The sequence below is a fragment of the Neptuniibacter sp. PT8_73 genome, assembly GCF_047778045.1.
In the GTDB taxonomy this organism is placed as follows: Bacteria; Pseudomonadota; Gammaproteobacteria; order Pseudomonadales; family Balneatricaceae; genus Neptuniibacter.
Genome location: NZ_CP180545.1, coordinates 235,630 through 257,433, shown reverse-complemented (window position 1 = coordinate 257,433; position 21,804 = coordinate 235,630). Strand labels below are relative to the sequence as shown.

Genomic DNA, 21,804 nt, shown 5'->3' with positions numbered 1-21,804 from the left:
TCCTTGGAAGAGTTAATTAAGACACCAGAAGCAATTGCATCGCTCTGGCGTACTGTTTTGCATAGCTACAGAGCATTCTCCATACCCTGAAGCTCATTATTTCTTTAATGCTCTACGGCTAAATGATCCAAAATCTGCTCTAAGGACAACGGCGTACCGAAGTAACGCCCTTGCATCAGCATACACCCTTGCCCCATCAATTGACCGCGGGTACCCGCAGTAGCAACACCATCAGCCAACACTTCGATCTCCAACTGGCCTGCCATATCTAAGACGGTATCAACGATCTTCTGACGTCCTTCATCATTGCCCATCGCCATAATCAGATCGGCATCCAGTTTAATCAGATCAGGTTGGATCTCTTGCAGCTGTTCCAAAATAGGGCTTTCACAAGCAAAACCACTAACAGACAATTGCGCTTCGCTGGTTAACAAGTCAAACAGCTGACCTTCGTATTCAAGCGCAGTTTTGATATCAACATCAACCATATAACGGCCCTGCTGCTGATAATGACTGAGCTGAGATACCCAGCGCTGTACCGCTTCCTTACTCTGCAATTGCTGGCTTTCGATACGGAAAGAGACAAAACGCAGTTTAGGAAATCGCTCCCACACTACATCTAAACCACGCAGCTCTAGATCGAGCCACTGTTCATAATGCTGCAAGGATTCGGGGCTCTGCAGCAGACCAGAGAAATCAGCTAATGGAATCTGTCCCAGTTCAGGATGAATCCAGCTTGGACGCGCATGTACTGCGACCACTTGGTGGCTGTAGATGCTATAAACCGGCAAGTAAGTCATCTGGATAGCACCGCTAACGATCGCTTGGGTCAGATCTTCTTCTCGTAAGATTTGGGGCCCTTTACTGCGCTCCATCAACTCGCTGTAAACTCGGAATGTATTACGTCCACCCTGTTTTGCTGCGTACATCGCAACATCCGCTTTTTTCACCAGATCTTTCGGGCGCTCAGCATGATCAGGATAGACAGAGATACCCACACTACCGCTGATAAAGATCTCACGATGCTCAACAAAAATACCGTGAGCCAACTGATCAACCACTCGCTGCGCAACTTTAAGTGCCGATTCAACACCATCAGCCAGTGGAATCATCATGACAAACTCATCGCTGCTTAAACGCGCCAAGGCATCATCGCCGCGCACCACACCACCTAAGCGGCGTGCCACTTCTTGGAGCAAGTTATCGCCAACACTGCGACCTAGGTTATCGTTGATCCACTTAAACCGGTCCAGATCGACCAGCATCACAGCTAACTGCTCGCCTTGCGCCTTACTTTGCTCTAGGCGTTTCGCCAAGATATCTTGGAACATATCCCAGTTAGGCAGATGAGTCAGTTCATCGAACTGAGCTGATTGCACGATGGCATTCATCTCTTTCTTAAGGTGACTGATATTGAAGAACTGAGCCATATAACCTGTGACTAAGCCCTGATCGTTCTCCAAACGCATAATATTGAACCACGCAGGATAAACCGTACCATCCTTATGCCTATTCCATAGTTCGCCTTGCCAGCAGCCATCGCTGCTGACGGTAAGCCATAAATCCTCATAAAATGGATCATTTAATTCCCGTGCCCCAAGAAAGCGCGGATTTTCGCCCTTCACTTCATCTAAGCTGTAACCGGTGATATCGGTAAATGCGGGGTTAGCCTGCACTATATTATTGGCCTGATCCGTTACGAGGACTGCTTGAGGCGAACGAAGGAATAACTGCTGTTCAAAATGATCCATATTTAACCTACGTAGCTAGCGAAATTAAGAGGATGGTTACTTATCCTGTAATGCTTCTTCTAATGTCTGAACTTGCTTCTCTAAAGTTTCTACTTTTTCCCTAGTGCGCAGCAATACGGCTTTCTGGGCATCAAACTCTTCACGACTGACTATATCCAGACGATCAAATGTACCCTGCAATACCGCTTTCACCTGCTGTTGTAACTCATCTTGCCCTGGAAGCTTATTTTCACCAGACAGCAATTGAGAAAACTGTTCACTCAAGCCTTCTATTAGTTGTGGATTAATCATCCCACTCCCCCCTAACAAATAAATATTGCCTGTCACTATAACAACAAACCTGCACCATTCAACCGCGCACCACATTAGTGCAAAAGCCCATTATGGCGCACAACAACTTGCCCTATAAAACAGCACGCCACCCCACAAAAAAACCCAACAACACCATAACTAATTGATATTAAAGAAAAATTAAAACATGGCACAACCTTCGCTATCACCTATGCAAACACAAATTAAATATTTGCTTAGCGATTACCGCCTCAGCACAGAATTAAACCCACGGGGGATAACAATATGAAAATGATCTCCGCTGTCATCAAACCATTCAAATTGGATGATGTACGAGAAGCACTTTCTGAAATTGGCGTACAGGGTATTACCGTAACTGAAGTTAAAGGTTTCGGTCGTCAGAAAGGTCATACAGAACTCTACCGCGGTGCGGAATATGTAGTCGACTTCCTACCAAAAGTACGCGTAGACGCTGCAGTTTCTGATGAGATTGTAGATCAGGTTGTAGAAGCGATTAGCAACGCAGCTCAAACCGGCAAGATTGGCGACGGCAAGATTTTTGTAACGCCAGTAGAACAAGTTGTGCGTATTCGTACCGGTGAGACCGGTACGGAAGCCCTTTAATTTTTTGACTTATTGATTGCTTCTGGAGGAATAAACCAATGGAAGAACTACTGAATTCAACAGCGGGTGATGTTACCCAGCTTAAATACGCACTAGATACTTTCTACTTCCTAGTGTGCGGTGCTTTAGTAATGTGGATGGCAGCAGGCTTTGCCATGCTGGAAGCGGGTTTAGTTCGTGCGAAAAACACAACTGAAATCCTAACCAAGAACATCGCTCTATATGCGATCTCTTGTACTATGTACTTGGTTTGCGGTTACGCAATCATGTACGGCGGTGACTACATGCTTTCTGGCATCACTGGTGACGGCTTCACAGGTGCTGAAGAACCAGCAACTTACGCGCCATCTGCAGACTTCTTCTTCCAGGTAGTATTCGTTGCAACAGCAATGTCTATCGTATCCGGTGCAGTTGCTGAGCGTATGAAGCTATGGGCTTTCCTAGCATTCGCTGTAGTAATGACAGGTGTTATCTACCCAATGGAAGGTTCTTGGACTTGGGGCGGTAACGATGTATTCGGTTTCTACAACCTAGGCGACCTTGGTTTCTCTGACTTCGCAGGTTCCGGTATCGTACACATGGCGGGTGCTGCTGCAGCCCTAGCTGGTGTCCTAGTACTAGGCGCTCGTAAAGGTAAATACGCTAAAAACGGTGCTGTAAACGCTATTCCAGGTGCAAACCTACCTCTAGCTACACTAGGTACATTCATCCTATGGATGGGTTGGTTCGGCTTCAACGGTGGTTCTGTACTAGCATCTTCTGATGTAGAGAACTCTAACGCAGTTGCTGTTGTATTCATGAACACCAACGCTGCTGCAGCAGGTGGTGTGATCGCTGCACTGATCGTAGCTCGCCTACTATTCGGTAAAGCTGACCTAACAATGGCGCTTAACGGTGCACTAGCTGGTCTAGTTGCTATCACTGCTGAACCATCTACTCCAACGGCACTACAAGCGACTCTGTTCGGTGCACTAGGTGGTACGCTGGTTGTATTCAGCATCCTAACGCTAGATAAACTAAAAATTGATGATCCTGTTGGTGCGATCTCTGTTCACGGTGTTGTAGGTCTTCTAGGTCTGCTACTAGTACCAGTAACAAATGGCGATTCATCTTTCTCTGGTCAGATCATCGGTGCAGTAACTATCTTCGCTTGGGTATTCGGTACAAGCCTAGTAGTTTGGTTAGCTCTTAAAGCAATCATGGGTGTACGCGTATCGGAAGAAGAAGAGTACGAAGGCGTGGATATCTCTGAGTGTGGTATGGAAGCTTACCCAGAGTTTACATCTGGCAAGTAAGTTTGATCTAAAACATTAAAAGGGCGCTAAGCGCCCTTTTTGCGTCACTAGCACCTAGCAATCACATGATCCAATACACTGTTCATATACCATCTTGCGATTATCTAGGTATACTAAGACGCATAATTCACTATAGTTACATTTGCTGCTTGGTCGTCAGGCCATAGAATGAGCAAGCCCAACTGAGGAATAGCATTATGAAACTGGTCACTGCGGTGATTAAACCGTTTAAACTGGATGATGTCCGTGAAGCGCTTTCTGAAATTGGTATCCAAGGTGTTACCGTTACTGAAGTAAAAGGTTTCGGTCGTCAGAAAGGCCACACTGAATTGTACCGCGGTGCAGAGTATGTGGTTGATTTCCTTCCAAAAGTGAAAATTGAAATTGCTGTAGACACCGACATGGTTGATCAAGTGATTGAAGCGATCAGCAAGACTGCGAATACAGGCAAAATCGGTGACGGTAAGATCTTTATCTCTCCTCTAGAGCAGGTAATCCGTATCCGTACAGGCGAAAGCGGTCCTGACGCGCTATAAGCAAAAAGATATTTCAAAAAAAGCGGCTATTAAGCCGCTTTTTTTTTGCCTGTTCTATTCCAATAATAATTTCTTTATTCAAAATTGAACTTTCGTTCAAATTAAAGCTCTTTACCTAAGTCATCAACGTTTTGATCAACTAACAAAGAGCCAATTATGCTTACACAACCTATCTTATTCAGCCCTATTACACTGGGCAGTATCGAACTATCCAATCGAATTTTGATGGCACCTCTCACCCGTGCCCGCGCAGACACAGATCATGTTCCTGGTCCATTAATGGCTCAGCACTACGCTGATCGTGCTACAGCAGGTTTGATTGTTACTGAAGCCACCATGGTGATGGAAAACTGCAGCGCCTTTATCAATGAACCCGGCATCTACTCAGAAGCGCAAATAGCTGGCTGGAAAAAAGTCACCGATGCCGTGCATCAAAAAGGCGGTAAGATTGTTGTGCAACTATGGCATGGCGGTCGCGCCTGCCACCCAGATCTAAATAACGGCGTTCAGCCGGTCGCTCCAAGCCCTATCGCGATCGAAGATGAAGTGCATACGCCTAATGGTATAAAGCCCTACACAACGCCCCGCGCGCTGCAGTTGGATGAGATCCCCGAAATTATCGCAGGTTTCAAACAGGCAGCAATCAACGCCAAAGCAGCAGGATTCGACGGCATCGAGCTTCACGCAGCCAACGGTTATCTACTTGATTCATTCTTACGCGATGGAACGAACCAACGGGAAGATCAATACGGCGGCAGCTTAGAGAATCGAGCTCGCCTTATCTTCGAAGTTTTAAATGCTATTTGTGAAGTATGGGGTAACGACAAAGTGGGCATCCGCACTTCACCTTTAAATGGCTTTAATAGCATGAAAGATAGCGATCCCGTTGGTACAACCTTCTGGCTCGCCGAAAAGCTAAATCATTACCAACTCGCTTATTGGCATCTTATGCGCAGTGACTTCTTGGGAGAACAACAAGGCGATGTTAACTCAATTGCCCGAGAACACTACCAAGGCAACCTTATTGGCAATATGGGCTACAGCTATGAAGAAGCAGATTCAGCGGTATTAGATAAACAGCTAGACGCTGTTGCTTTTGGTGTGCCTTTTATCGCCAATCCTGATTTGGTCGCTCGTTTCCAGACGGAATCCGAACTCAATGAGCCTAACCCCGACACCTTTTATACATCTGGCCCTGAAGGCTATAACGACTATCCCTTCTTAGACCAAACAGACTTAGTGAGCGCATAAATGAGCAATCCTAAAGATTACCCAAGCGTTGATCAGTACCCCATATCTAAACGCTGGCCAGCGCAACATCCTGAAATTCTGCAACTCTATTCGCTCGGTACACCGAATGGCGTGAAGATATCCATTGCTCTTGAAGAGCTACAAATTCCTTATGAAGCACATCGTGTGACGCTGGCAGCAAGCGATGTCAAAAGTGAGGAATATTTATCTCTCAACCCGAACAATAAAATCCCAGCAATAATCGACCCTCAAGGCCCTGAAGGCTCGCCTATTGGTCTGTTCGAAAGCGGAGCTATTCTAGTGTACTTAGCCGAAAAGACCGGCAAGCTCATAGGTAATAACGCCACAGAAAAAGCCAAAGTACTGCAATGGCTGATGTTTCAAGTGGGAGGCGTCGGTCCCATGTTTGGGCAACTGGGTTACTTTCACGCCTTTGCCGGTAGTGAAATTGAAGATCCACGACCAAAACAGCGTTATATCAACGAAGCAAAACGTCTACTTAATGTGATCGAAAAGCAGCTAGAAGATCAGGATTGGATCACTGGAGACTTCTCTATTGCAGATATCGCCATTGTGCCTTGGCTAGATACGATAGAGCGTGTTTACCGTGCTGGAGAAGAAACTGAAATAGAAAAATTCAAACAAGTTAGATCTTATATCGAGAGATTCAATCAGCGCCCATCTGTTCAAAAAGGCTGGAACAGCCTATCAAAAAAATCTTAGATTTTCTGTTCAGGGTAAAGCATAACTTGAGCTTTACCCTGAAAACTAAAACAAGCAAAAAGATTTAAAATCCTCAAAAACAAGCGATAACTCGATGTAATATTAGATTTTTTTATACCTTAGGCTAAAACATTCATAAAAAATTCACTTTGCTCATCGCTTAAAATTGACCCATATCAAACCAGTTACAACTTTATTAAACATCTAAATCATTCCAACAGTTTTTGGAGCAAAATGCATAGGTCGAATTAAAGAATTCAAACAAAATCTATGCAAAAAACAGAATCATACCTCTCAAATCACAGCACGATTCCAATGGATTGGTTTAAACAATCCTCGATTGGTGTGCTTGTGCTGGATGATCTGTTTAACTGTTTGCACTGCAATCCTTACGCTGCAACCTTAATCTGGGACAGAGTAGGCGAATCTCAGAACAACACACTTCCAGAAGATTTTAAACTCGCGATACGCCCTCACGTCATGGGGTTACTTGCGCAGAATAGAGATTCTTACGACACCCATATCGTACTCTCCTCCCAAGGAGATAGTGTCCAGCTACGTGTCGAGTTCACTATAGTTACCAAAGCTGATGGTCGGAAAGTATTTATAACGCTGCGTAACTCAAGTCAGAGTGCACGCCAGGCAAGAGAGCTTAAGGTGTTCCGTAATGCCGTAGAGAATACCGGTAGTGCAGTTGTGATCACCAACGCCCAAGGTGAAATCGAATACTCCAATAGCCGTTTTAGCGAAATCACTGGCTGGGGAGGTCATGAAATACTCGGTAAGCGACCAAACTTTCTACGCTCCGAAAAAACCACAAATGACATTTACAAACAGCTGTGGAGCACTGTCCTTAACCATCAGCAGTGGCGTGGCACCTTACTCAATAAACGCAAAAATGGTTCGACATACTGGTCCTTACAAAATATTTCGCCTATTCATGATGAGCTGGGAAATATCATTAACTTTGTGTCTGTCAGTGAAGACATATCACAAATAAAAGAGCACGATGCTCAGCTAGAGAAAATGGCTTACTTCGACCCGCTAACAGAGCTGGGGAATCGTCGAAACTTCCGTCGCACTCTAGATACATATCTACAAAACCCAGTCAGTGACAAACTGCATGCGTTACTGCTACTCGATTTAGATCATTTTAAGCAGATTAACGACACTATGGGGCACGAAGCTGGCGATGCACTTCTAACCACCATAGCGAGCCGCTTAAAATTCTGTACTCGTCACCAAACCTCTGTATTCCGCCTTGGCGGTGATGAATTCACAGTGATTTTTCAAGACTGCGAAGACCGTGAGGAGATAATCAACCGCGTCACCGACGTACTATCGTTGCTGTCCCAGCCCATGCAGATTGGTCCTCACGAGCTGAGTGTCACCGTCAGTATCGGAATTACGTTAATTGGTCACGATAGTGTTGATGCCAGCGACCTGCTAAGAAACGCAGATTTAGCTATGTATCATGCAAAAAGACAGGGTAGGAACACTTATGCTTTCTTTGCTGACCAGATGAATGAAGATGCACAACGCATACTCACAATCGAACATGATCTACGAAACGCCTTAACTGGCAACCAGCTATCATTGGCTTATCAACCGCAGATATGCGCCTTGGATGGTCGCATCACGGCAGTTGAAGCTTTGCTTCGCTGGCAGCACCCTGTCAATGGCAATGTACCGCCTGATGAGTTTATTCCCCATGCTGAAGAAACCGGTTTAATCATTCCAATTGGCCGTTGGGTACTTGAAGAAGCTTGCCGTGCGGCTAAATCAATACAGGCTCAAGGCTTACCTCCGATAAAAGTCTGCGTAAATTTATCTGTGCGCCAATTTGATGATCCCTCTTTGATTTCTCAGATATCTGAAGCTTTAGCCAAAGCCTCACTTGCTCCAGAGTGGCTAGAACTAGAGATAACAGAAAGCATGCTTATGCGTGATATGCCAACCGCAATCAATACCCTAAAACGCATCAAAAGCATGGGAATAAGCCTCGCTATAGATGACTTTGGCACTGGTTATTCATCTCTAAGCTATTTAACCAAGATGCCTGTCGATCTATTAAAGATTGATCGCTCCTTTTTACATCAAGTTCCCGAAGACCAAGATAATATGACGATAACGTCTACCATTATCGCCATGACCAAACAGCTGGGCTTGAATGTGGTTGCAGAAGGGGTTGAGAACCACTCGCAGATGGATTTTTTACAGCAACAAAACTGTAATACCATGCAGGGCTTTCTAGTCAGTCACCCTTTAAGCTTTGATGATTTCAACAAAAAGTATCGTGAATCTCAGTACTTCTGCGGCGCTAGCGACTCTGTTGTTGAGGGTGATCGCAAAGACGTTAAAAACAGCCATTAAGACAGCATTTCCCAAGTACTACCTCCCTTAACCTATTGCCTCTACAACGCTTTTTTGCCGTTAAGGTCTAAACTTAGACTTATCTATGCAGTAGAGGAGACAAGCTATGTCCTCCAATGTTGATAGGGAAACGTTCGATCAAATCATGGTGCCTAACTACGCACCGCAACAGATGATTCCTGTAAAAGGGCTTGGCTCTCGAGTATGGGATCAGCAGGGTAATGAGTTCATCGACTTCGCTGGCGGTATTGCTGTTAATGCTTTAGGCCACTGCCATCCAGAACTGACTGCGGCGCTTCATCAACAAGCGGATCAGTTATGGCATCTGAGTAATGTTTGGACCAATGAACCTGCACTGCAATTAGCCCAAGCGCTCTGTGATAAAACCTTTGCCGAAAAAGTCTACTTTGCTAATTCGGGCGCTGAGGCAAACGAGGCTGCATTTAAACTCGCACGAAAGTACGCATACGATAATTTTGGTGCGGATAAGCACGAAATCATCAGTTGCAATAACAGCTTTCACGGACGCACCCTATTTACCGTGTCAGTAGGTGGGCAACCTAAGTATCGTGAAGGATTTGAGCCAGTACCTGCGGGTATTTCTCATGTGCCTTTTAATGATATCGCTGCGTTAGAGCAGCAGATTAGCGATCAAACCTGTGCGGTAGTCATCGAACCTATTCAGGGTGAAGGTGGTATTACACCCGCCACCGTTGAGTATTTACAGGCTGCCAAAAGCCTATGTTCTGAACACAATGCCTTGCTTATTTTTGATGAGATACAAACCGGTGTGGGTCGTACTGGCAAGCTATACGCCTATCAACACAGCCAAGTTACTCCCGATATTTTAACCACCGCCAAAGCCTTAGGTGGAGGCTTTCCCATAGCGGCGATGCTGAGTACCGAGAAAATCGCCAAGTCCTTTAACGTCGGTAGTCATGGTAGTACTTATGGCGGCAACCCTCTTGGCTGTGCAGTAGCACTCAAGCTGCTACAGATTGTTGATACGCCTGAGGTGCTCGATGGAGTGTTCCATAAACATCACCAGATCACTCAACAGATTGCGCAATTAAATCAGAAAACAGAGTTATTTAAGGATATTCGCGGCCAAGGCCTATTAATCGGCTGTGAACTGAGCGATCAATTCCAAGGCAAAGCACGGCTGTTTTTAGAGTTAGCGCAACAAGCAGGACTGATGGTGCTCGTTGCAGGTTTAAATGTGATTCGCCTAACACCCTCACTGATTATTCCCGAAGCCGACATTAAAGAGGGATTGGCACGCTTCAATCGCACAATGCAGTTATTTAACCAACAGGCCTGAACTGAGAGTGCTAGAGGTTAATTATGCAGTTATCTGTCGAACCACTAGATCAGTTAGAACGTGATCTTCTCGATAAGATCAGCGCCCAACAGCACCTAAGAGAACAACAACTTATTGAGTTAGTTGAGATCAATAGCGGCTCACTTAATCCTGCAGGGATCAATCAGGTCGGCCTTAAATACCAAGAGCTGTTTGCCCCACTCTGTAATAAAAGCGAAAGAGTGGAACTGCCGGAGTGGGAGCGAATCGATTACACAGGTAAAGCTGAATACCAAGCGCTCGGCTCCCTTTGGAAGTTCAGCCACAACCCAGACGCACCGATCCAGATCCTATTTTGCGGTCATACCGATACCGTCTTCCCTGTGGATGGTCCTTTCCAACATGCGATTCGCTTAGACCACACCCGACTAAACGCACCCGGTGCCGCAGATATGAAAGGTGGCATTCTGGTCATACTGTCCGCGCTTGAAGCATTAGCGCAGCACCCACTTGCTCATCAGATCGGTTGGAGTGTCGTCCTAAATCCTGATGAAGAGATCGGCTCACCCGGATCAGCCGACTATTTGGCCGAAGCGGCGAAACAACATGACATAGGATTGATCTACGAGCCTGCTTTACCTGATGGCAATCTTGCAGGGGAGCGGAAAGGCAGCGGCAACTTCACTTTAGTTGTCCATGGTCGTTCTGCCCATGCCGGCAGAGCTCCAGAAACCGGTAGGAATGCGATTAATAAAGCCGCTGAACTGATCCTACAACTGGCATCGTTAAACAATCAGAAACCGGGCTTAACCCTCAATACAGGCATAATCAAAGCAGGCGAAACCACCAACAAAGTGCCCGATTTAGCCGTGTGTAAATTTAACGTGCGCATTCAGAAAACCGAGGATGCCGAATGGTGCCTTGAACGCATCAATGAATTTATACAACAGCATAATCAACAAGAAGGCTTCCATATAGAACTCCATGGGCATTTTGGACGCTATCCTAAACAACTCGACCAACCCCATCTCGCACTCTATCAACTGGTACAGCAATGCTCAGAACAGCTGGGTACAACGTTAACCTGGAGTGCAACGGGAGGCTGCTGTGACGGTAATAACTTATCGACCGCGGGCTTGCCCAATATAGATACCTTGGGTGTGACCGGTAACTTTATCCACAGCCCCCATGAATTTATCAATTTACCTAGCCTGAGTTCACGCGCGCAGCTTAGCGCACTGCTACTCTTTCACATAGCTCGTGAAGGATTGCCATTTAAGCGACTGCGCCCTCAGGGGAGGCCACAATGACCAATGAAGAGCTAATCCAAATGCTAGATGAGATGTGGCAAGACTATTTAGAGCTCAATCCTCAAGCTCGCCATATCCACCAGCTATTCAGCGATCTTAACTATCAAGTACTCAATGATCATATTGCGTTACGTACTTTTGATCTGGAAGAAGTGAATATAGATAAGATGGCCACACCGTTTCTGTATAGCGGCTATCGCGCAGCAGGTGAATATCATTTCCCAAACAAACACCTCTACGCCAAGCACTTTCAACATGATGACCCTGCCCTGCCGAAAATATTTATCAGCCAACTGATGACCGAATCGCTCAGTACTGATAACCAACTGCTTGTGCATAACTTAGTGGCTGAACTCGATCCTATGCAGCAATCACCAGATACCTTGTGCTATTGCGGTCGTCCGTGGGAGGTCAGTTATAAGGAGTACCAAGCATTACTGGCACAAAGTGAGTATGCCGCTTGGCTGGCTGCCTTTGGCTTCAGACCTAACCACTTTACTATTTTCGTCAACGCACTCACTTCGCACACCAGCATCGAAGAGGTTAATCAGTTTTTAAAAAGCCATTCCATCGAACTCAATAGTGCAGGTGGTGAAGTGAAAGGTAGTCCCGAAGAGCGACTCGAACAATCCTCAACCTTAGCCAGCAAAGTCGCGGTTGAATTTAGTGATAGCAGTGTAGAAATACCGGGCTGCTACTACGAATTTGCCCGCCGCTACCCCTTGGAAGATGGCTCTCTCTACCAAGGCTTTGTCGCGGCATCTGCCGACAAAATCTTCGAAAGTACCGATAGCCGTTAGGAACTTCAGGGAACAGGAGGTCGACTATGTATTACATTCGCCCGATTGAGATGAACGATTTAGAGACCTTACATCAGATCGCTATCGAATCTGGTCCTGGCTTTACCTCTCTCCCCGAAAACAGCGCTTTGCTTGCCGATAAAATCGAGCGCAGCTTAAACGCCCTCAAACAAGATATTCAGAAAGCCGCCAATGAAAGCTATCTGTTTGTCCTGATCGACAGTGAAACTGAAGAAGTCGTTGGGACCACAGGAATTGAAGCAGCCGTTGGTCTTCAAGAGCCTTGGTATCACTACAGAGTAGGTACCGTAGTGCACGCGTCTCGCGAGCTCAATATCCATAACCAGTTTAAAACCCTCTACCTATGTAACGATTACACCGGCTGCACAGAGGTTTGTACCCTCTATCTAAAACCTGAACATCGTCACTCACAAAATGGCAGTCTGCTCTCTAAAAGTCGTTTTCTGTTTATGGCAGAACAACCACAACGTTTCTCTGAGCGCGTCATCGCAGAGATGCGCGGCTTCTCCGATGACAACGGCCGCTCACCCTTTTGGGAAGGATTCGGACGTAAATTCTTTGCGATGGACTACTCAGAAGCAGATTACCTCACAGGCTCTGGCAACAAAGTCTTTATTGCCGAACTGATGCCGAAATACAGCATCTATATCCACTTACTCCCCGAAGAAGCGCAAGAAGTGATCGGACGGGTTCACGCCAATACTGAACCTGCTCGTCGCATGCTGGAAAATGAAGGTTTCCGCTTTGAAAATTATGTAGATATCTTCGATGCCGGTCCTACGATCACGGCACCACTGGCAAAAATACGTGCGATTAGAGATAGCCGCTACGCCAAAATTAGAATTTCGCAACAAGCTGAAGTCACTGATTCCGATTCAGCTTATCTACTCAGTAACACCCGTGCAGCAGGTTTTCGTTGCTGCCTTGCTAACTGCCAAACCAATCAAGGCATTGCTGAACTCACACCTGAAACAGCTGAAATGCTGCAAGTAAAAGACGGTGACACCATTCGATTGGTCGAACTAAAAGGGAGGCACCCATGAAACCACAAGCATCATTGTTTATTAATGGCGAATGGGTTCAGGGCAACGGCTCCGAACTCGAGTCGTTGAATCCAGGCAATAACGAGCGAATCTGGCAGGGTTATGCAGCTGACGAAGAGCAAGTAGATCAAGCTGTTTCAGCAGCGGCTGAAGCCTTCCCACACTGGTCTGAACTCACGCTAAAGCAGCGCGGAGCCTACCTTCTAAAATTTAATGAGTTGGTAAAAGAGCACGAAGACCTACTCGCCGACACCATCGGTCAAGAAACGGGTAAGCCTCTTTGGGAAGCCAAGACAGAAGTAACTGCTATTCTGGGTAAAGCAGCTTTGACCATCAAAGCCTATCAAGCACGTTGCCCAACTGAAGAGAGCACCGTACTGGGTGCACGTTCCATTCTCAGCCACCGCCCCCATGGCATCGTAGCGATATTTGGTCCTTATAATTTCCCCGGACATTTGCCAAATGGCCATATCATGCCTGCGCTTTTAGCGGGCAACACCATCGTTTTTAAACCCAGTGAATTTACCCCGCGAACAGCAGAACTGATGATTCATCTTTGGCAAAAAGCGGAGCTACCCGATGGGGTACTTAATCTGGTCCAAGGTGAAAAAGAAACGGGGGCGCATTTAGCCCAGCATCCAGAGATTAATGGCCTCTATTTCACTGGTAGCGCAGCCACCGGTTGTTACTTGCATGAACAGTTTGGCGGGCAACCCGAAAAGATCTTAGCACTCGAGATGGGCGGTAATAATCCTCTGTTGGTTGCAAAAACAGCCAATGTTGCTGCAGCGGTCTATAACACAATTCAATCGGCCTATATCACTGCGGGCCAGCGCTGCACCTGCGCGCGACGCTTATTGGTACCGGTCGGCACAGAAGGTGATGAGTTTATTGCGGCATTAGAGAAAGCCGTGATCAAAATTGAGGTCGGCACCTATAACCAGAACCCTTCACCTTTTATGGGCGCTTTAATCAGCCAGTCAGCCATGACCTCTATGCTAACTGCTCAAGAAAAGCTGATCGAACAAGGCGCTGAAGCATTGGTTAGTATGCAACGCTTTGCCGAGAAAGGAGCCCTGCTAACACCGGGGTTAATCGACTGTACAGCAATAGATAACCCCGATGATGAGGAGTACTTTGGCCCTATCCTTCAGATCTATCGTGTACAAGATATTCAGCAGGCAACAACCTTAGCCAATAACACCCGCTATGGCTTAGCGGCTGGCGTACTTAGTGACGATCCTAAAATATTCGAATACTTTCAGCGTCGTGTCAGAACAGGCTTGATCAACTGGAACAGGCCACTAACCGGCGCATCCAGTGCGCGACCCTTTGGCGGTACCGGTATTAGTGGTAACCATCGCGCCAGTGCATGGTATGCCGCCGATTATTGCGCTTACCCAGTTGCCTCTATGCAGGCCGACAGCATGGATATCCCAGATAAACTCCCTCCGGGCCTACATATCGCCGATCATGTTTGGAGTCATGAATGAGTTTAACGCTTAACTTAGATGGTTTGGTCGCTCCCAATCACCACTATGCAGGACTCGCACAGGGCAACCTTGCATCACACCAGCATCAAGGCGAGATATCTTCACCCAAAGACGCAGCATTACAGGGTTTGGAAAAGATGTGGATGCTGCATCAGCTTGGTATTCCACAAGGAATCATTCCTCCGCCAATGCGGCCTGACCTTGCACTTCTCTATGCTGCGGGCTTTCGAGGCTCCGACGAGCAACTCTTGGATCAAGCTTGGCACAAAGCCCCTCAGTTGCTGACCGCCTGTTATTCCGCTTCTGCTATGTGGGCAGCTAACAGCGCAACCTGCTCAGCATCTCAAGATACCAGAGATCGACACTTACACTTCACCCCTGCAAATTTAAACAGCAGCATCCATCGATCATTAGAAACCAAACATAACTATCAGTTTTTCCAAACCTGTTTTGATGATCACGACAGATTTAGCATCCATGTCCCTCTGCCTTCACAGTCAATTTTTGCAGATGAAGGTGCAGCCAATCAGATCCGCTTAAACTCGCCCTGTGATCAGGACGCTCTGAATCTATTTATCTATGGACGAGAAGGCTCATTGAACGCAAGCACACGCTTTCCCGCACGCCAAACTCGACTCGCTAGCGAAAGTATTATCCGCCAACATCAACTGGAGCAAAACCGCAGCATACTGATTCAACAGAACCCCATCGCTATAGACCACGGTGCATTTCACAACGATGTTGTCGCGGTAGGCCATCTGAACTTTTTATTTCTACATGAACAAGCTTTTAAAGAGCAAAATGAGGTTTTGAATAATTTAAGATTAAAAAGTTGTCATTGGCAGGATGCACTTAAGATATTTGAGGTCAGTTCCAGTAATCTGAGTCTGCAAGAAGCCGTCAGTACTTATTTATTCAACAGTCAGCTAATTCAAAAAAGCGACTGCAGCCTTCTGCTTCTAGCACCTATGGAGAGTAAACTCAGTACCAACGCATCGGCAGTCTGCGAAGAGTTAATTGCTGCAGACAACCCTGTCAGCGAGGTTCAATTTGTCGATCTAACCCAAAGCATGCAGAACGGCGGAGGTCCAGCTTGTCTGCGTTTAGCGGTACCAATTACGGTTGAAGAGTTAAGCGCTATGCATCAGGGAATACTGCTAACCCCTGCACTATATGAGTCTCTGAAACATTGGATTGGATCACACTACCGGGATCGCCTAAGTCTCGAGGACCTTCGCGACCCTCGACTGATTTCAGAGATACACAGTGCGCTATCCCACTTGGGAGAACTGTTAAAGCTCCCCAATTTTTACAACTAAATTTTAGGCGCAAGGCAACAGAATGCGCGCTTCCAATCCGCCCTCCGGATGGTTTGATAGACTGAGTTCACCACCTAAACGTTGTACCGCCCGTTGCGCGATACTTAACCCTAAGCCATAGCCTTCGGATTTACTGTTACCCCGGAAGAACGGTTCGCAGAGTTTTTCTAACTGCTCTGCTGGCACACCTTCACCATGGTCACGAATACGAATTTCACAATGTTCACCTTTATGAACACTCAACTCTATCGGTGCTGATTGCGGGGTATGCTTGCAGGCATTCCCCAAAATATTATTCAGCGCTCGTAGCAACAAAGGCGCATTCAATTCCACTTCACAATCGGATTCCATACGGAGTTCAAACTCACGTGATTGCTGACTAAAACGGGCATCATCGAGCAACTCTTGCAGCACATCGCTAAGCTTAGTTTTTTCGCCTTTAACTTCCATCTGTTCCAAACGGGATAAAGACAAGATCTCGCCGATTAATTGATCTAAACGCTGACACTCATGAATGATTCGTTGAACAGTTTTATCCCCTTCTCCCAAGCGTTGCTCAGCAATGCCCGCTGCTGCCTGCAATCTTGCTAGCGGCGCTCTTAACTCATGGGATACATCGCACATCAGATGTTGATGAGAGGTCAGGGTTTGTTGGACATAATCTGCCATGCGGTCAAAGTCACGGGCAAGCTCCCCCAGCTCATCACCACGTTTGCGTAGCTTCTCATCCGTACGAGTATCCAACTCTCCACGGTAGATTGCCTGAGTGTGCTCGCGCAGCAAAATTAATGGCCGCGCAATAATCGCAGATACAATCAAAGCACCTAAAGAAGACACTAATAAAATCAGTACCATTTGCACCGATAGGATCCGATTCACTAGATCTGCATAGGGAGAACGCTCCCAACTCAGATCGACTAAAACTTCATACTGACGACCCTGCTCTGACTCGAGATTAAAGCGGTAGCTATCTTCGGAATCTTGCTTAAAGCTGGGCAGGTCAACCACCTGCTTCTGCGTGGTCAGATCGGTTATATGGACTCGCTTAGTTACACTGCGCCAGATAAAACGTTTCCAATGAGGTGTACGCTCTTTGTGATGTTTGGGCGGCGGTAGACCTATATCTTTATCTCGATGTGAACCCTTCAGGTGTTTAAGTCTAAGTGGTGGAATCGTGGTATGCCCCATGCGCTCATAACGCTCGATCATCAACTCTGCATAACCCTCAGCTTTTGCTGTGATCACCTCTTTGAATCGATCTTCTTCTGTAATGGTGCTGACAACACAGATAGTCGCTAACAGTACCGAAAAGCTTACACACCAGATCGCGGCAAAAACTTTCCAAAACAGTCGTTTATACCACTTCATACCAGATCCTTAATAAACTGATAGCCAACACCGCGTACAGTTTTAATTAGCTCTTTCTCTGGCAGCGCTTTCGCTAACTTCTGACGAACACGGCTGACATGAACATCGATGGCACGATCAAATGCCGCCAGTTTTCGATGCAAAACCAGCTCGGTTAATTGCTCTTTATCCAATACATTTCCAGCATTCGCGATCAGATAAGCAAGCACGTTAAACTCCGTCCCCGTAAGCTCCAATAACTCACCCTTGATCCGGACTTCACGCAAACCAGGGTCAAGCTGGACGCCACCCATCTCAACATTCATATCTGGGAAAAGGGTGGTTTGTGTTTTCGGTTCCGAGCGACGTAGTACCGCACGAATTCGTGCAAGCAGTTCACGTGGGTTACAGGGTTTGCTTAGATAGTCATCCGCCCCCATCTCTAACCCCAGAATGCGATCAATCTCTTCGCCCCGCCCCGTCAGCATAATCACGGGTAAGGTCACTACAGGTCGAATTTGCTGTAGCAGCTCTAAGCCTGACTTACCCGGCATCATGACATCTAACACCATCAAGGCGTAACGATCCGCACGTTTTAACTGCGCGCAAGCTTCATCTGCATTGTGAGCAAACTCAACCGCAAAGCCCTCATGTTCGAGATAATCGGATAACAACTCGCACAGTTCCACATCGTCATCCACCAGTAATAATCGCTGCTTATCTCTCATACTTTATCCCGCACTCGGCCTCGGCCGCCTAATTTCGCTACTTATCTACTAAAAATAATAATCCTTTTAACGCCAAAATAGATCGCCCAATTGTTAGATTTACCCAACTTTACACTGCCGAAACCCATCTTTGCGCTTACAAAAGCCAAACTTTATTCCATCAACTAAACAGCCTAGGAGCAAAGAACATGAACCGTAAACTCATGACTGGAATCGCAGCTGCCGTGTTAACTGTTTCTAGTTTAGGCGTTGCACATGCTTACACTAAAGATCACGGCGCTAAGATGGAGAAACGCCTGCAGTATCTTTCTGAAGAACTGGGATTAACTAACAGCCAACAGGCTGCACTGAAAGAGAATATGCAGCAGAAAAGAGCGGGCATGAAGGATCAACACCAAGCTAAACGAGATATTCGCCAACAACTGATGCAACTAGATCCAGCATCAAAAGACTATCAGTTGCAGCTCAACAGCTTAGTGTTAAAAGCGCAGGAGCAAACTAAAGCGATGATTATGGCCAAAGCCAAACATCAGGAAGAACTGTACGAGATTCTTACCCCCGAACAGGAAGCCAAATTCGCACAGTTAAAAAGTGAAGCACCCCAAAAATGGATGAAACATAAATCAGAACATCGTAAAGGTAAGCAGTGCCACTAATAGTGGAACAAAAGTTAAGCTGTAATTGACAGTGTTACTCGTCAGCCTTCACTGCAGTAACTCTGTCAATTTTTTCACGTAGAGAGCCGGCGCTGAAAGGCTTAATAATATAGTCAGAAACGCCTTGAGAGATCGCTTGTTTCACCATCGATGTTTCATCCTCAGCCGTTACCATTATGAATGGTAACTCGTCGGCATCGAACGATTCTCGCACTTTGTTAAGTACTTCAAGTCCCCCCATCCCTGGCATCTCCCAGTCACACAAAATCACGTCGTAGGCGTGAGTTTGAGTCAATTGACAAGCCTCTTCACCACTGGCCGCTTGGGTAATATCTCGATAACCAAGCTCCCGCAATATAGCTACCAGTAATGCCCGCATACTACCAATATCATCGACCAGAAGAATCTTCGCTTGTTCGTTAACGGAAACTTGTTCGACCATAGTGAATATCCATTTCAATTCAATACATTACTACTAAATCTAGCAGAGTTTTTTGAATAGAAAAGATACCTAATCAAATCAGCTTAGAAGCCACATCCTTCACATCTTCCATCACAACAAAGGTGCTGGTTTGCTTCACAAATGGCAGGTTGGAAATCTTTTCCCCAAGTACTTCTCTATAGCTTTCGATATCGGACGTACGCACTTTTAACAGGTAATCAAAATTAGCTGCAATCATATGGCACTGTTCAATTTCAGGGATGGCGCGTACCGCTTCATTAAAGGCTTGCAGCGCTTTGGTTTTGGTATCTAGCATCGTCACTTGAACAAAGGCGATATGTTTAGAACCAAGCTTCTTCTGATCGATCAGGGTGGTATAACCCATGATATAACCCAGCTCTTCCAAGCGTTTCATTCGCACTTGGCAAGGTGTTTTCGAAAGGCCAACACGCGAAGCCAATTCCGTAACCGTAATACGTGCATTCTTTTGCAGTTCGCGCAAAATCGCCATATCGAGTTTATCTAAATTTTCCATGACGGCGCTCCAGAAGCTTAAAGTCAAAACGTCCAAAATTGTGGCGAAAATATAGTGAATTCGACTCCCCATAACAAGTTGACTACTCTTTCTTATAGATGAAAAAGAGCTATACAGCGCGTTTATCTAGGCAAAAAACCATCAAATTAGAACAATCATCCGAATAAGCGAACAAATAAAGACCAATTGCCTAGAAAACAGCCAACTTTAGAGCATTTAACCAATGGAATACCGGTAAGCTTTCCGGTCGTTATACCCAAGCTTAACTACTGTCTTTTTCGCAACCAATGAAGGTAGAAAAGTCTGCAGCATAGCTAGCGCAGGAAGGTGTAACAGAGGATGGAACGATAATAAGCATAAACTATGACAAAGAGGTTTCTTAGATGGTAACCCTGACATTTATCCTATATCTGATGCTGATGCTGGCAATTGGTATTGTTGCCTATCGTCGCACTCAGGATCTGTCTGATTACGTGCTTGGTGGACGTAATCTAGGGCCGATCCCAAGTGCGTTGAGTGCTGGCGCATCAGATATGAGTGGCTGGCTGTTGATGGGCCTTCCTGGTTACGCAATGGCGGCCGGTTATGGCTCTTTCTGGTTGGCAGGCGGTCTCCTAGTGGGCACTTGGCTAAACTGGCTGCTGGTCGCTCAGCGCCTACGTGTTTACTCACAACGTGCTGATGATGCACTAACACTACCTGCGTTTTTCGAAAAACGTTTTGAAGATCACAGCCACAGCTTACGCGTTATTTCTGCCGTATTTGTATTGGTTTTCTTCCTGTTCTACACCAGTTCTGGTCTAGTAGCGGGTGGTAAGCTATTTGAAACTGTATTCGGTTTTGATTACACCATCGCAGTTCTTGTCGGTGCTGCAGCCGTTATCTCTTACACCCTATTTGGTGGTTTCCTAGCGGTATCTTGGACAGACGTAGTTCAGGGCCTACTGATGGTTGGTGCTTTGATCTTAGTACCGTTGATCGCGATGGGTGAAATCGGTGGTTTGAGCGGCACTCTGGCAGCAGTCGAAGCGAAAAATCCTGAGCTATTGAATATGTTTACCGATGCGGATGGTAAGAGCATCACGCTAATCGGTACGCTATCTCTATTGGGCTGGGGTCTTGGGTACTTCGGGCAGCCGCATATCCTTGCGCGTTTCAAAGGTATCAAATCTAAAGACGCGGTTCCTGCTGCACGTCGTATCGCAGTTATCTGGAGTGCAATCTCTATGACAGGTGCCTGCCTCATTGGTTTGGCCGCTATAGGCTATCTACCAGACGGTTTGGGCGATAATGAAACTGTATTTATGGTGATGGTAGATGCACTATTCCACCCTGTAATTGCAGGTATTCTACTGGCGGCTATCCTTGCTGCTGTAATGAGTACAGCCGATTCTCAGCTACTTGTGTCTTCTTCTGCTCTGGCTGAAGATTTCTACAAAGCACTATTCAACAAAGACGCTACCCAAGAACAGTTGGTTCGCGTTGGTCGTATTGCGGTAATCGTTATCGCGCTGATCGCAACATTCCTAGCGATGGATAAAGACTCCAAAGTTCTAGAGCTTGTATCTTACGCGTGGGCAGGTTTCGGTGCAGCATTTGGCCCAGCGCTAATTATGTCCCTGTACTGGAAGCAGATGACCAAAGGCGGTGCGCTTGCAGGTATCATCACTGGTGGTGTAACTGTGGTTGTGTGGAAGCAGCTATCTGGCGGTTGGTTTGATCTATACGAGATCATCCCAGGTATCATCTTTGCCTTCATCGCCATTATCGCGGTATCCAAAGTGACACCAGCGCCATCAAAAGCTATTCAGCAACGCTTTGACGATGTAGAAGCTGAAATCAAAAGCTAACGAATAGAAAACAGATTTTTAAAAGCCCTAACTGCTTTGCAGTTGGGGCTTTTTTATACCCATCACAAAAAAGAACAAAAGCTCACAAAACAAACAAAATAATATCAAGTTATCCA

The 21,804-nt window shown here is 46.2% G+C and carries 20 protein-coding genes; 14 read left to right on the top strand and 6 right to left on the bottom strand.

The window, feature by feature from the left end:
* Nucleotides 1-104 precede the first annotated feature (104 nt).
* Both ACMXYN_RS01105 and ACMXYN_RS01100 read right to left on the bottom strand, forming a co-directional pair.
* On the bottom strand, nucleotides 105-1,751 hold the full coding sequence (locus tag ACMXYN_RS01105; RefSeq protein ID WP_415893109.1) for a diguanylate cyclase domain-containing protein: 1,647 nt from the start codon (nucleotides 1,749-1,751) through the stop codon (nucleotides 105-107).
* Between the two features lie 36 nt (nucleotides 1,752-1,787).
* Nucleotides 1,788-2,042 (bottom strand): accessory factor UbiK family protein, encoded by a 255-nt coding sequence (locus ACMXYN_RS01100; protein ID WP_415893108.1) that lies wholly within the window; start codon nucleotides 2,040-2,042, stop codon nucleotides 1,788-1,790.
* A gap of 285 nt (nucleotides 2,043-2,327) precedes the next feature.
* On the opposite strand from ACMXYN_RS01100, the gene glnK (ACMXYN_RS01095) reads away from it, so the two are divergent.
* The 12 genes from glnK (ACMXYN_RS01095) to ACMXYN_RS01040 all read left to right on the top strand — a co-directional run bounded on the left by glnK (ACMXYN_RS01095) (nucleotide 2,328) and on the right by ACMXYN_RS01040 (nucleotide 16,130).
* Nucleotides 2,328-2,666, top strand: coding sequence for a P-II family nitrogen regulator (gene glnK, locus ACMXYN_RS01095; RefSeq protein WP_415893107.1), 339 nt, complete (start codon nucleotides 2,328-2,330; stop codon nucleotides 2,664-2,666).
* Nucleotides 2,667-2,704: 38 nt separating this feature from the next.
* A complete protein-coding gene (locus tag ACMXYN_RS01090) occupies nucleotides 2,705-3,961 on the top strand; it encodes an ammonium transporter (RefSeq protein WP_415893106.1) in 1,257 nt (418 codons plus the stop codon).
* Between the two features lie 197 nt (nucleotides 3,962-4,158).
* Nucleotides 4,159-4,497 carry a P-II family nitrogen regulator gene (glnK, locus tag ACMXYN_RS01085; RefSeq protein ID WP_415889925.1) on the top strand — a complete coding sequence of 113 codons (339 nt, stop codon included), beginning with the start codon at nucleotides 4,159-4,161 and terminating at the stop codon, nucleotides 4,495-4,497.
* A 156-nt stretch (nucleotides 4,498-4,653) separates the two neighbouring features.
* On the top strand, nucleotides 4,654-5,748 hold the full coding sequence (locus ACMXYN_RS01080; RefSeq protein ID WP_415893105.1) for an alkene reductase: 1,095 nt from the start codon (nucleotides 4,654-4,656) through the stop codon (nucleotides 5,746-5,748).
* Nucleotides 5,749-6,471, top strand: coding sequence for a glutathione S-transferase family protein (locus ACMXYN_RS01075; RefSeq protein WP_415893104.1), 723 nt, complete (start codon nucleotides 5,749-5,751; stop codon nucleotides 6,469-6,471).
* Between the two features lie 315 nt (nucleotides 6,472-6,786).
* A complete protein-coding gene (locus ACMXYN_RS01070) occupies nucleotides 6,787-8,844 on the top strand; it encodes a putative bifunctional diguanylate cyclase/phosphodiesterase (RefSeq protein WP_415893103.1) in 2,058 nt (685 codons plus the stop codon).
* Between the two features lie 106 nt (nucleotides 8,845-8,950).
* Nucleotides 8,951-10,165, top strand: coding sequence for an aspartate aminotransferase family protein (locus ACMXYN_RS01065; protein ID WP_415893102.1), 1,215 nt, complete (start codon nucleotides 8,951-8,953; stop codon nucleotides 10,163-10,165).
* Nucleotides 10,166-10,188: 23 nt separating this feature from the next.
* On the top strand, nucleotides 10,189-11,454 hold the full coding sequence (locus ACMXYN_RS01060; RefSeq protein WP_415893101.1) for a hydrolase: 1,266 nt from the start codon (nucleotides 10,189-10,191) through the stop codon (nucleotides 11,452-11,454).
* Complete coding sequence (locus tag ACMXYN_RS01055; RefSeq protein WP_415893100.1) at nucleotides 11,451-12,254, top strand: DUF1338 domain-containing protein; 804 nt, start codon at nucleotides 11,451-11,453, stop codon at nucleotides 12,252-12,254. The genes ACMXYN_RS01060 and ACMXYN_RS01055 overlap by 4 nt, the downstream gene beginning before the upstream one ends.
* Before the next feature lie 26 nt (nucleotides 12,255-12,280).
* Complete coding sequence (gene astA, locus ACMXYN_RS01050; RefSeq protein ID WP_415893099.1) at nucleotides 12,281-13,318, top strand: arginine N-succinyltransferase; 1,038 nt, start codon at nucleotides 12,281-12,283, stop codon at nucleotides 13,316-13,318.
* Complete coding sequence (gene astD, locus ACMXYN_RS01045) at nucleotides 13,315-14,811, top strand: succinylglutamate-semialdehyde dehydrogenase (protein WP_415893098.1); 1,497 nt, start codon at nucleotides 13,315-13,317, stop codon at nucleotides 14,809-14,811. Before astA ends, astD begins: the two co-directional genes overlap by 4 nt.
* A complete protein-coding gene (locus tag ACMXYN_RS01040; protein WP_415893097.1) occupies nucleotides 14,808-16,130 on the top strand; it encodes an N-succinylarginine dihydrolase in 1,323 nt (440 codons plus the stop codon). The genes astD and ACMXYN_RS01040 overlap by 4 nt, the downstream gene beginning before the upstream one ends.
* Before the next feature lie 3 nt (nucleotides 16,131-16,133).
* On the opposite strand, the gene ACMXYN_RS01035 is transcribed toward ACMXYN_RS01040, so the two are convergent.
* Nucleotides 16,134-17,498: a sensor histidine kinase gene (locus tag ACMXYN_RS01035; protein ID WP_415893096.1), complete on the bottom strand. Its 1,365-nt coding sequence runs from the start codon at nucleotides 17,496-17,498 to the stop codon at nucleotides 16,134-16,136.
* Entirely contained in the window at nucleotides 17,495-18,205 is a 711-nt protein-coding gene (locus tag ACMXYN_RS01030; RefSeq protein WP_415893095.1) for a response regulator, read from the bottom strand. Before ACMXYN_RS01030 ends, ACMXYN_RS01035 begins: the two co-directional genes overlap by 4 nt.
* Before the next feature lie 188 nt (nucleotides 18,206-18,393).
* Here ACMXYN_RS01030 and ACMXYN_RS01025 point away from each other — a divergent pair, with 188 nt between their 5' ends.
* Nucleotides 18,394-18,861 (top strand): Spy/CpxP family protein refolding chaperone, encoded by a 468-nt coding sequence (locus ACMXYN_RS01025; protein WP_415893094.1) that lies wholly within the window; start codon nucleotides 18,394-18,396, stop codon nucleotides 18,859-18,861.
* 34 nt (nucleotides 18,862-18,895) lie between these two features.
* Here the strand turns inward: ACMXYN_RS01025 and ACMXYN_RS01020 are convergent, their stop codons facing one another.
* Together ACMXYN_RS01020 and ACMXYN_RS01015 are read right to left on the bottom strand one after the other, a co-directional pair.
* Nucleotides 18,896-19,303 carry a response regulator gene (locus ACMXYN_RS01020; protein WP_415893093.1) on the bottom strand — a complete coding sequence of 136 codons (408 nt, stop codon included), beginning with the start codon at nucleotides 19,301-19,303 and terminating at the stop codon, nucleotides 18,896-18,898.
* A 73-nt stretch (nucleotides 19,304-19,376) separates the two neighbouring features.
* The gene (locus ACMXYN_RS01015) at nucleotides 19,377-19,838 is read right to left on the bottom strand and encodes an Lrp/AsnC family transcriptional regulator (RefSeq protein ID WP_415883132.1); all 462 of its coding nucleotides are present in this window, start codon (nucleotides 19,836-19,838) and stop codon (nucleotides 19,377-19,379) included.
* Between the two features lie 383 nt (nucleotides 19,839-20,221).
* On the opposite strand from ACMXYN_RS01015, the gene putP reads away from it, so the two are divergent.
* Nucleotides 20,222-21,688: a sodium/proline symporter PutP gene (gene putP, locus ACMXYN_RS01010; protein ID WP_415893092.1), complete on the top strand. Its 1,467-nt coding sequence runs from the start codon at nucleotides 20,222-20,224 to the stop codon at nucleotides 21,686-21,688.
* Nucleotides 21,689-21,804 lie beyond the last annotated feature (116 nt).